This window comes from Mucilaginibacter sp. L3T2-6 (assembly GCF_030519355.1).
Lineage (GTDB): Bacteria > Bacteroidota > Bacteroidia > Sphingobacteriales > Sphingobacteriaceae > Mucilaginibacter.
On record NZ_JAUMKC010000006.1, the window covers coordinates 160,741 to 172,914 of the forward strand.

The window sequence follows — 12,174 nt, forward strand, 5'->3', positions numbered from 1 at the left end:
TAATGGCTGTCAATTTATTGTTGCGCCTTATTATCTCACATCTGCTTACAGACTTTGTTTTTCAGCCATCGTCATGGATAACGGACAGGAAGGTGAAAAAAATCAGGTCGGTGAAATTGGTTTGGCACGCAATTGCCACCGCAGTGGTTGCCTATGCTCTTTCCGGGATCTATACTTGCTGGTGGATGCCGCTGATCATATTAATTTCGCATTACCTCATTGATCTTGCTAAATCGTACCTGCCTGACAAATTTGTCTATTTTGCGGCAGACCAGCTGATGCACCTGGCGGTGATTTTTATAATTTGGTTGATCATAAATAACCAATGGCAGGCCATCATTTCTGATTTCAATGGGATAGCCGGAAGCACGCGTTTCTGGATATTGGTATTGGGCTATATCGTGGTTACCTGGCCATTGGGAATTATAATAGGTATGGCCACAGCCAGATGGAGGAACGATCTGGCAGCGACGAAAGAGGCCAAAGACGGGCTTGAAAACGCTGGAAAATGGATCGGCATTTGCGAAAGGGTGCTGATATTGACATTTGTACTGACCAATCAATTTACGGCGATTGGTTTTCTGATCACAGCAAAATCTATCCTTAGATTTGGCGATAAGGATAAACAAGCCGAGAAGAAAACGGAATATATATTGGTAGGTACACTTTTAAGTTTCGCAGCTTCTGCACTTTTAGGGATACTTATATCCTATACGCTGAAGTAAATAGCATTTACAACAAATTATACGATTGCAGCTGCGCCGCTACCAGGTGCAGCACTTCCTCATCTATTAAGCCCGGATTTTTGCAGATATGCAAGCCGCGGTGACCATCAGGCTCGAAACTGCCTGCAAATGTGCCATCTTTAAAAACTTCAAACTTGCATTCGTCATCTTTATGGTGCATGTAATCTCGAACTTCGAGGTGATAGGTCTGGTTATTGCTGGTAATCGAAATCTCAAACTTTTCCATGTCGCTCATTTAATATGGTGACAACGGGTTAAATGGCTATTTGTGTTTGAATAGTTATAAACACTTAAGCAATGCGGTGGAAAAATTGGAAATAACAATTAACAAACAGGACGCCGTAATGCATCCTGTTTGTTACCAGGCAAATGTTAATGCCTGCTTGATGAATTTGAAGAGTGGGAAGTTCTGCCACCCTTTGCTGAAATTTCGCGGTGTTTGGCTTCGTCCATATTGGCGAAGTTACCGCTGTTGCTATGTGAGCGATTGGTGCTGTGCTGATTTGACCGCTTTGAGTCGCTCATTTGGCTTTTTTGATTTGTGGCCATGATTTTAAATTTTATGGTTTATTAAATCAATTAATTGCTATTATGTATATAAGGAATATGCCAAAAAGCCGGTTGCAGATAAAAGTTAAAGGCTTTCAGGTAGTTATAAATTTGATTATCGCGGCAGGCAAAAAAGGCAAAGTTGTGGTATGGTGAGCTGGTGTACCCTATGTGGTGCAAAAGTGTATGCAATTGTGAATATTTGCTATTAGATTTATTGCTGATAATCTTTGCTGCCGTAACGTGAAAAGAATCCTTCCTGTAATCGTCATCTCTCAATTTTTTTGTACCTCACTGTGGTTTGCTGGTAATGCAATTATGGCCGATATGGCAAAACAACTCCACCTCGAACCGGCTTATTTAGCCTATTTAACCAGTGCGGTACAATCCGGGTTTATTGCCGGAACATTAATTTTTGCCGTCCTGAGTGTAGCGGACAGGTTTTCGCCGTCACGCGTTTTCTTTACTTGCGCTATTATTGCAGCGGCGATTAACCTCGCTATTAGCTTTGACGGGCTGACTACGTCCCTATTGATCAGTGTCCGCTTTTTAACCGGTTTTTTCCTGGCGGGAATTTATCCGGTGGGTATGAAGATAGCGTCCGACCATTATCAGCAGGGCCTTGGCAAATCACTGGGGTTTTTGGTTGGCGCATTGGTGCTCGGTACGGCATTCCCTCATTTGTTAAAAAGCCTTACGGCTAATCTTCCCTGGCGGTATGTTATCTTTTCTACGTCAGTCCTGGCTGCACTTGGAGGGGTTGCAATGATTTTATTCGTGCCCGATGGCCCCTACCGCAAAGCCGGGCAAAAGTTAAATCTTGGCGGATTTATTAAAAGTTTTCGGGACAGCAAATTCCGTTCGGCGGCGTTTGGGTATTTTGGCCATATGTGGGAGTTATACGCTTTTTGGGTATTTGTGCCGGTTATGCTTGCAGCATATAAAAACAATCATCCCGGTATATCACTAAACATTCCTTTTCTTTCCTTCCTGGTAATAGCCTCGGGTTCCTTTGCCTGCGTTTTAAGCGGGCTGCTGTCACAAAAATTTGGTGTTAAAAGGATGGCAGCCGTCGCATTAGCTTTATCCTGTTTATGCTGCCTGCTTTCGCCATTGATTTTGGGTAATGCGTCAATGGTGGTTTTGCCGGTATTCCTTTTTATCTGGGGAATGGCTGTAATTGCCGATTCGCCGCTGTTCTCTACCATGGTAGCCCAAAATGCGCCGCAGGAATGGAGGGGAACTTCACTAACCATTGTCAATTGTATCGGGTTTGCCATTACTATAGTTAGTATTCAATTAATTAACGCCATACGAACAGCAGGTAACGAAAATAACATTTATGCTTTGCTCGCCGTAGGGCCTATGCTCGGATTAGCGGCCTTACTTAGTAATAAAAAAGTACGGGCGTAAGGATTGCTGCGGCGTCTCTTTTACCTGAGCTGAAATTAACAGTGGCATTAGCCGGCGCTGACTGTTCTTTTAAACTCGCTCGGCGTACAGCCGTATTTATTCTTAAAAACGGTAGAAAAGTAGTTTGGCGTAGAAAAACCCACCATATAAGTAATTTCTGCTATGGAATAACCTTCGTTGCCAAGCAGGTATTTGGCTTTTTTTAGCCTGCGGGCAAGTATGTAGTCGGTAATGCTGCAGTCCAGCAGCGCTTTTACTTTACGGTAAAGCTGCACGCGCGATATGCCTATGGCCCGGCAGATGTCATCCACGCTGAAGTTTTCGTTGCCGAGGTTTTGCTCTACTATGCCTGCAAAGTCGTTCAGGAATTTTTTATCAAGGCTTTTAGCTACGGTTTGCTTGCCGCTTACCGGAGCGTCGCTGATGAAATGTTCTTTTAGCAATACCCGGTTTTTAATCAAATTTTCGACGGTAGCCAAAAGGTAATCGTAATTAAACGGCTTGGTAATGTACGCGTCGGCCATACGGCGCATGCCATCAATCTGTTGCTCTACGCTGCTTTGGGCTGTTAGCAGGATAATGGGGATGTGCGATGTACGCATATCGGTTTTTAGTAGCTCAGTGATGGCTTTGCCAGATGCACCCGGTAATACCACGTCAGAAATGATAAGGTCAGGCACTTGCTCAAAAGCCATGGAGATACCGGTGTTACCATTACCGGCTGTGTAAATATCATAATGTCCGTTTAGTTTTTCTGTCAGGTAGTCTAACAGGTCAGGATTGTCTTCAATGATCAATAGCGAATGTTCTTTGGGCATCCCGGTAAGTCCTCCGCCGGGTTCGCGCTCGTTTTTATCAAGGTCAGCTATGTATAGTTTTAATTTTTCGGTGTTGACGGCGGCCGGCTTGTCTGTAAACGACTCTTCAGTCAGCAGCAGGTGTTCGTTACCGGTTTTAAGCCTGATGGTAAACATGGTGCCCTGCCATTTTTTGCTGCTTACTTCCATGGCGCCTTTATGCAGGTTCACGATTTCTTTTGATAACGATAAGCCCAGCCCTGAGCCTTTTCCCGATGCGGCATCGCCCTGGTAAAACTGCTCAAATACATGTTTCAACTCATCTTCGTCCATGCCAATGCCGGTGTCTTTTACTGTTATCTCCACCAGGTCATCTTCAATAGCCGAAATTGAAATGCTGATTACTCCATTATCAGGCGTAAATTTTATAGCGTTCGACAGGAGGTTAAAAAATACCTTATCCAGCAAGTTGCTATCGAACCACAGGTTAATTTTAGGTTCTTTGGCAGTAAACTTTATGGCAATGCCTTTTTTTCCTGCGCTTTGCCTGAAACTGTCAGTGATTTCCCTGGTAAATGAAACAATATTGTTGGGCGATGCATTCAACCGCTGGCGGTCATACTCAATTTTACGATAGTCTATCAGCTGGTTTACCAGCTTAAGCAGGCGGAAAGCATTTTTCTGGATAATTTTCAGGCTTTTTCCGGCCACCAGGTTCAGCTTTTCATTGGCCATCATATCCTCAACCGGCGATAGGATGAGCGTAAGTGGCGTACGGAACTCATGCGACATGTTCGTGAAAAAGTTCAGCTTAGCCTCGGTCGCTGCCTCGGCCTTTGCCGACATCTCCACCAGCTGGTTACGCTGCTCCAGTATTTCCAGGTTCTTCTTCTCCAGCGCTTTGTTGATTTTGCGGTTCTCCATCAGCGAATAAAAAGCCAAACCGCCGAAAACCACGGCCAATACCAATGTAATAACGATGATGTTCAATACGGTTTGCTGGCTGTTGTAAACATTCTCCTGCTCGGTAAGCAGATTTTGCTGGCGCAGAATATCGTTATGCTGACTGGCGATACGATTCCATTGCAGCTTCATCAGTTGCGCGTTCGTGGAATCGATAACCTGCGATTGGAGAATGTTTTCTTTCAGGAACGATTCCTTGTTTAAAATTTTAAATGCGGTAACAATTGCTTCCTTTCCGCCGGTAGGGTACAGCAGGCTTGCGTCTATTACCTTTGAATCAATCATTTGCAGGCCGCCACCCGGCACAGGCAGGGCATCAACGCCTATTAGCCTGATCGGCTTATGGATATGCTGTGCTCTCAATACCGCCCGCGCGCCAGAGGCCATCACATCGTTGTGCGCAAAAATGGCATCGGCACTATTTAATTGCGGCACAATCTGCGACAGCTGTTTTTCAGCGTGGTCTTTCAGCCAGTCGCCGTAAAGCTGGGTTACAATGTGCACATTCGGGAATTTCCTTAATCCATCGGCGAAGCCCCGCTCACGTTCTATCGCCGGAGAGGAACCCGGCAGGCCCATTACCTCAATCACGTTTCCCTTCCTTTTCAGCAGGTTGCCCATGTATTCGCCTGCCATACGGCCAATTTCGAAATTGTCAGCGCCTACATAGGCGGTATATTGTGATGATGATGTCTTGCGGTCGATTACAATTACAGGTGTGCCTTTATTATAGGTTTGTTCAACTATGCCGGTAAGGGGTTGGGCTTCGTTAGGAGAAATTATAAGCAGGTCAATCCCCTGATCGACCATATTTTTTACCTGTTGAATTTGCTTTTGACTGTTGCCATTGGCGTCTGCATAAATAAAACGCGCGCCGGGATGCAGCGACAGCTCCATCTTCATCTCATCCAGCATAGTGCGCCGCCAGAGATCGGAGCCTACGCATTGCGAAAAGCCGATATTGTATAAAGATGTCTTGTCTTTCTTTTTGCAGCCGAAAAACGCAGAGCAGCAAATAAGAAGGATAATGAGTTTGCAAAAAGCCTTCATTAATCTCCCGAACCTTAAATAGATATTAATAGCGTTGGTTTTATTGGTTAACCGTCTTCCCGACGGTTTTCATTGGTAAATGTATGTATAAAAAAACCAAGCGTCCAAATCGACGCCTTCGTGTATTGAACTAACCCGAAACAAAACTGTAAGTAGCAGGTAACAAAATCAAACATTAATATAAATGAGTTACATCCATTAAAAAATATAGCATTGAAAATCAGATTGTTGATTCAATAGTATTTTTTTGAATTTTTTTGGAACAAAATTGATAACTGCCGCTCTCATGCCAGGCCTACCTTGCCACCGCTAATTATAATCTAAAAACACAAGGCTTATTATGAACAAATACTCCGTCATGGCGTGGTCCATGGTCGTGGCCCTCGGCGGCTTCCTATTCGGGTTCGACACTGCTGTTATTTCGGGCGCCGAAAAGTCTATTCAGCAATATTGGGGCCTTTCGGTATTTGCACACGGGCTTACTATTTCCATTGCTTTGATTGGTACCGTGGTTGGGTCGTTATTAGGCGCCCGCCCGTCTGATCGTTTCGGCCGTAAAAATACGCTGTATTTTGTGGCCGCAGCCTATCTGCTATCCTCGGTTGGTACCGCGGTGGCCGGCGACTGGTATTTGTTTCTCGGCTTCCGCTTTTTGGGGGGGCTGGGTGTAGGCATATCATCGGTTACTGCGCCTATTTACATCTCAGAAGTATCGCCGGCAGAACGACGCGGCCGGCTGGTTGGCTTGTTCCAGTTTAACGTGGTGCTGGGTATCCTTATTTCATACCTGAGCAACTACCTGCTCAGCCAGGGCGGCGACACGTCATGGCGATGGATGCTGGGCGTGCAGGCCTTTCCATCACTGCTGTTCCTGGTGTTGATTTATTTTATTCCCGAAAGCCCCCGCTGGCTGGTGCTTAAAAAGGGCGAATCGGCTAAGGCGCTGGAAATTCTGCGCATTATCAATCCGCTCAATTGCGAAAAGGAGCTCCGGGCCATACAGGAATCAGATCTGCACAATAAAATTAGCCATAGCGATGATCTCTTCTCCGGCAAATATAAAACGCCGATTGTGCTGGCTATGCTGTTTGCGTTTTTTAACCAGGTATCGGGCATCAACGCCATCATTTATTATGCGCCGCGCATTTTTGAAATGGCCGGATTGGGAGCACATTCATCGCTCTTGTCAACGGTGGGCATCGGGTTGATCAACTTCCTGTTCACACTCATCGCTATCAATTTTATCGATAAGGTTGGCCGCAGAGTACTGATGCTGATAGGCTCCGTGGGGCTTATCTGTTCGTTATTCCTGGTGGCTTTCACCTTTTATTCAGGCCACATGAGCGGCGTGGCCATACCGGTTTACATGATGTTATTCATCGCCTTTTTCGCCTTCTCGCAGGGGGCGGTTATCTGGGTGTTTATCTCAGAAATATTTCCGAACCAGGTGCGCGCAAAAGGCCAGACACTGGGCAGCTCTACACATTGGATTATGGCAGCCATCATCGCATTCGGGTTTCCTTACCTCGCCGAGAATCTTGGCGGCGCGGTTACCTTTTCATTTTTTGGGGTGATGATGGTGCTGCAACTGGTGTTTGTTTGGCGCTTTATGCCCGAAACCAAGGGTAAATCGCTTGAGCAGATTGAAAATAATATTGTGATGAGTCATTAACGAAAAAAATCAAACCAAGTATAACAATCAACAACCAATTAACAACGACTATCAGATGAGAAAACTATTACTTTTTTGTTCCCTGCTTGTCCTGCTGGCAAGCGGGGCGTATGCCCAGAGCGGGACGGTGACCGGCACGGTAAACGATCCGCAGGGCCAGCCTTTGCCGGGGGCAACGGTTCAGGTTGCAGGCGAAAAACAGGTTACCATTACCAACGTAAACGGCAAGTTCAGCATCCAGGCGTCAGTAGGGCAAACCCTGCACATCACATTTGTAGGCTATCAGCCTGTCGACATTAAGCTGAGTACAATTACCGATAATCTTGTGGTAGCCTTTAAGTCCGGCGCTACGGATTTAAATGAAGTGGTGGTAACAGGCTATACGTCTGAAAAGAAAAAGGACCTGACCGGCGCGGTATCTGTAATTAATGTAAACGAAATTAAGGACATTCCCGAAGGTAACCCGATGAGGGCTTTGCAAGGGCGCGTCCCGGGACTAAGCATCTACTCCGACGGTTCGCCAAACGGCGCGGTGGCAGTAAGGGTGCGCGGTACAACTACGCTGAATGATAACGACCCATTGTATATCATCGATGGCATCCCGACTCAGCGCGGTTTACAAGAGCTTAACCAGAACGACATCGAATCTATCCAGGTATTGCGCGATGCATCGGCGGCAAGTATTTATGGATCGCGTGCTGCGGCAGGTGTTATTATCGTAACTACCAAGCGCGGTAAAAATGGCGTACAGCGCATAGATTTTGACGCGTCGACTTCAGTACAATATTACAATAGCAAGCTGAGCACCTTAAGTGCTTTACAGCATGGGCAGGCTTACTGGCAGGCGCAGGTAAACGACGATCAGTTTGGCGTGAACCATGTTAATAACCAACTGGTAGACCCGGTTGAATTTGGTGGCGTTTATACGTTCGACTGGAACCACGATTATAATAACCCCATACTTAATCAGGTAAATATTGCTCCCTACATCGATCCAAATAACAAGACCATGCGCTCAGCCAATACCAGCTGGTTCGATGAAATATCCCAGCCGTCGTTATTGCAGTCGTATAATCTCTCTCTGTCAAACGGTAGCGACAAGGGCAGCTATCTTTTTTCCGTTGGGTATTATAATAATAAAGGCATCATCAAAGAAACGGGCGATACCAAGTATAATATCAGGCTGAACAGCCAGTACAACCTGTTTGGCGGCAAGTTAAAGATAGGAGAGACCCTGTCGGCAACATATATGAAGGACCCTCAATTGCCGGTTGGAAGCATCACCATTCTTTCGCTGATTGAAAATCCGATCATCCCGATACATACGGTTGATGGAATTGGCTGGGGCGGGCCCATCGCCGGTATGGACGACAGGGACAACCCTGTTAGGCTGATAGAAGATAATAAACAGAACTTTAACAACTTTGGCCGTGTGTTCGGCAATGTTTTCGCCGACCTGGAGATAGTTAAAAATCTGCATTTTAAGACCACCTTTGCGGCTGACTTTGCCGGTAACTATTACCGCTGGCTGCAAATACCTTATACTGCAGGCTTCTTATCAGACAATAGGACTATTGCAGGCCAGTCAACCGATTATGCCGTTACTGAAACCTGGCAAAATCAGCTGACCTATGATCTGACCTGGAAAAAGCATCAGTTCAACTTTTTACTGGGCGAGGAGAATATAAAGGACAAGTATCAAAATTTTAACGGCAATGTGCAGGGCCTTACACTGGCTAACATCGATTACGCCTACCTGAGCGAAGGCACCAGTAATATTGTAGCCAATGGCGGCGGCGCTGGTGATGCATTGGTCTCATTTTTTGGAAAGATTAATTACTCCTTTGCCAACAAATACCTGGCATCGGTAACGTTACGCCGTGATGGATCGTCGAAATTTGGGGCTGATAACCGCTACGCCTATTTCCCGGCCGTATCAGCCGGTTGGAGAATAAGTCAGGAAGATTTTCTGAAGGATAACCGCATAATTTCTGACTTAAAGCTGCGGGCTGGCTGGGGACAAACCGGCAACCAGAATATCGCGAACAATGCTACTTATTCGCTTTACCAGTCCATTTACGGAAATCGCGGCGCTTTTAATGGCGACGCTGGCAGCGCTTATGATATCACAGGTAAAGGTTCGGGCACTTTGCCGTCTGGTTTTACCTCAACACAAACCGGCAATCCTGATCTGAAATGGGAAACTACCACCCAAACCAATATCGGTGTCGACTTTGGCTTGTTCAATAACATCCTGACAGGTTCATTTGATGTATTTAACAAAAATACCACCGACATTTTGATCAACCCGCCATATCTGGCTGTATTGGGCGAGGGCGGTAACGAGTGGTACAACGGGGCATCCGAAAATGTGAAAGGCTTCGAAACACTGCTTAACTACCGGGGAAAAATAGGCAGCGATTTCACCGTGGGCCTTACCGGGAATATCGCCGCATACCGTGCTAAAATTACCAAACTTCCGGCAGCTGCTATTAATGGCTACCCCGGCAATGGTACAACCCAAACTATTATCGGCCGTTCGCCAAACTCGCAGTTCGGTTATGTGGTACAGGGCATTTTCCAAAACCAGGCTGAAGTGGACGCTGCCGCTGCACAACCCGGCAAAGGCGTAGGGCGTTTACGTTATAAAGACCTTAATGGTGATAATGTGATTAACCCAACCGACGAAACCTATATCGGCAACTCCGACCCTGATTTTACTTACGGCTTAAATACTTCGCTGGGCTATAAGGGCTTTTCGCTAAGCATCTTCCTGCAAGGTGTAAAGGGGGGAACGGTTTACAATTCCTACAAATACCTGACAGATTTCAGCTCGCTGGCGCCAGGCTCTAACTGGGGCACAAGAGCACTCACCGCATGGACGCCAAAAAACACCGGCTCAACCATTCCGGCCCTTACGCTGGTTAACAACAACGACGAAGGCCGGTATTCAACTTACTTCCTTGAAAGCGGCTCGTATCTCAAGCTCAGGAATATCCAACTGGCGTATGATTTCAAAAACCTGTTCAAGACTGTTAAGCTGCAGCGCGCCACATTTTATGTGCAGGCCAGCAACCTGTTCAGGGTTAAAAATTCGTCGTACACGGGCCCTGACCCTGAAAACCCCGGCAATGGTTATCCAATCCCGGTAATTACTACCATCGGTCTCAATCTGTCATACTAACTATTAACTGGAAAAAATGAAAAAGCTTAAATATATAGCAGCAATTGTTTTAGCGATGAGCGCTGCATCCTGTAAAAAATACCTGGACGAAACGCCGCAGGGTGTTGTCTCCAAAGAAGACCTGACAACACCGGCCAATACGGATGCAATGGTGATTGCAGCCTATTCGTACCTCGGTAATGATTATTATTTCTATCCGTTCAGCAGCATGTGGGCTTACGGCAGCATCCGGAGCGGCGATGCCTATAAAGGCGGCGGTGGCCCGGGCGACATTGCCGAGTATAACCAGTTCGAGGTATTCTCCAATAACACGATCACCAACGGCTCCGGCGATAATGTTTTTTACCAGTTGTATGTGGGGATAGCCCGTTGCAACACGGCACTAACTTTGGTTGAGGGTCAGGATGTTGCTAACTATCCCCTGAAAACACAGCGGGAGGCTGAGCTGAAATTTTTACGCGGGCACTTTTATTTCCTGCTGAAGATTTTGTTTAAGCATATCCCGTATATTGATGAAACCATACAAAAGTCAGCCGCAAATTATGGTGCAGTATCCAATGTCGCACTCACCAGCGACCAACTCTGGACTAAGATCGCAGACGATTTTACTTTCGCAGCCGCCAATCTGCCAGTAACTCAAACTGACGCAGGCCGGGCAACCAAAGGCGCAGCAGAAGCTTACCTGGCAAAGACCCTGTTATACCAGGCATACACCCAGGATGACAAAAATAATGTAACGGGTATCGACAACACCAAGTTGCAGGCTGTTGTTGCCAATTGCGATGCCGTGATCAATTCAGGAAAATACCAGTTGGATGCGGACTTTGCCGACAACTTTTTGCCGCAGTTTAATAACTCGCCCGAATCGGTGTTTTCTATTCAGTATTCCAAAAATGACCAGACGCCGCTTGGAAGGGTTGATGCCGGGCATTGCCTGGATTACCCGATGGATGCCGAATATGGCTGCTGCGGTTTCCACGTGCCGAGCGATAACATGGTGAATGCATTTAAAACCGGTGCTACCGGCCTGCCAATGTTCAATACCTTTAACGATAACGACGTAGTGCCGTCGAACGATTTTAACACCAACACGTTCGACCCACGGCTTGACCATACTGTTGCCATTCCCGGTCACCCCTATAAATATCAGACTAATCTGCCTTACCAGGCCGCCTGGGCACGCGATCAGCAGTCATACGGCCCTTTGCTGAGCCTGAAAGAAGTGGTAGCTTACACCGACCCTTCGTTTACCCGTTTCCCGCCGTTTATGTCAAGCTCGAAGAACTGGGAAATTATCCGCTATGCTGATGTACTGCTGATGAAAGCCGAAGCACTGATAAAGCTTGGGCGCGAGAATGACGCCCTGCCATTAATAAACCAGGTACGGCAGCGCGCCATGAACAGCACGGCTCTGCTGAAAAAGGCTGATGGCACACCGACATCAAACTATAAAATGGATATTTACAGGCCGGGCGTTAACTGTACCTGGACGAATGATTATGCGTGGAATGCCCTTATGTTTGAACGCCGCCTGGAGTTTGCGATGGAAGGCTACCGTTTCTTTGACCTGGTACGCTGGGGCATAGCGGCTGATTATTTGAACAACTATTTCCAGGCCGAGGTGAAACGTACGCCGCATTTGGTTGGCGCACACTTTACCAAAAACCGTGATGAATATTTACCAATATCGCAGGCACAGATCAATTTCAGCAAGGGATTGTATAAACAAAATCCGGGCTGGTAAAATAAGATATTGGGGACGCCTTGCGCCAAACCGCTCTCCAAAGGAGAGGGTTTGGC

General features: G+C 46.5%; 8 protein-coding genes. 5 read left to right on the forward strand and 3 right to left on the reverse strand.

The genetic code is table 11. From position 1 onward, the window contains the following. Positions 1–2: 2 nt before the first annotated feature. Positions 3–725 carry a DUF3307 domain-containing protein gene (locus Q3W13_RS09195; RefSeq protein WP_302863143.1) on the forward strand — a complete coding sequence of 241 codons (723 nt, stop codon included), beginning with the start codon at positions 3–5 and terminating at the stop codon, positions 723–725. A 7-nt stretch (positions 726–732) separates the two neighbouring features. Here the strand turns inward: Q3W13_RS09195 and Q3W13_RS09200 are convergent, their stop codons facing one another. Both Q3W13_RS09200 and Q3W13_RS09205 read right to left on the reverse strand, forming a co-directional pair. Beyond that, positions 733–972, reverse strand: coding sequence for a hypothetical protein (locus Q3W13_RS09200; protein WP_302863144.1), 240 nt, complete (start codon positions 970–972; stop codon positions 733–735). Positions 973–1,118: 146 nt separating this feature from the next. Next, positions 1,119–1,295 (reverse strand): KGG domain-containing protein, encoded by a 177-nt coding sequence (locus Q3W13_RS09205; RefSeq protein WP_302863145.1) that lies wholly within the window; start codon positions 1,293–1,295, stop codon positions 1,119–1,121. 243 nt (positions 1,296–1,538) lie between these two features. Here Q3W13_RS09205 and Q3W13_RS09210 point away from each other — a divergent pair, with 243 nt between their 5' ends. After that, positions 1,539–2,708 (forward strand): nitrate/nitrite transporter, encoded by a 1,170-nt coding sequence (locus tag Q3W13_RS09210; RefSeq protein ID WP_302863146.1) that lies wholly within the window; start codon positions 1,539–1,541, stop codon positions 2,706–2,708. A gap of 47 nt (positions 2,709–2,755) precedes the next feature. On the opposite strand, the gene Q3W13_RS09215 is transcribed toward Q3W13_RS09210, so the two are convergent. After that, positions 2,756–5,518: a substrate-binding domain-containing protein gene (locus tag Q3W13_RS09215; protein ID WP_302863147.1), complete on the reverse strand. Its 2,763-nt coding sequence runs from the start codon at positions 5,516–5,518 to the stop codon at positions 2,756–2,758. A gap of 340 nt (positions 5,519–5,858) precedes the next feature. On the opposite strand from Q3W13_RS09215, the gene Q3W13_RS09220 reads away from it, so the two are divergent. From Q3W13_RS09220 to Q3W13_RS09230, 3 genes are read left to right on the forward strand one after another with little or no spacing between them, the layout of a single operon-like run. Next, on the forward strand, positions 5,859–7,190 hold the full coding sequence (locus Q3W13_RS09220) for a sugar porter family MFS transporter (RefSeq protein WP_302863150.1): 1,332 nt from the start codon (positions 5,859–5,861) through the stop codon (positions 7,188–7,190). 55 nt (positions 7,191–7,245) lie between these two features. Next, on the forward strand, positions 7,246–10,374 hold the full coding sequence (locus Q3W13_RS09225) for a TonB-dependent receptor (RefSeq protein ID WP_302863151.1): 3,129 nt from the start codon (positions 7,246–7,248) through the stop codon (positions 10,372–10,374). A 16-nt stretch (positions 10,375–10,390) separates the two neighbouring features. Then, complete coding sequence (locus tag Q3W13_RS09230; protein ID WP_302863152.1) at positions 10,391–12,118, forward strand: RagB/SusD family nutrient uptake outer membrane protein; 1,728 nt, start codon at positions 10,391–10,393, stop codon at positions 12,116–12,118. Positions 12,119–12,174: the final 56 nt, after the last annotated feature.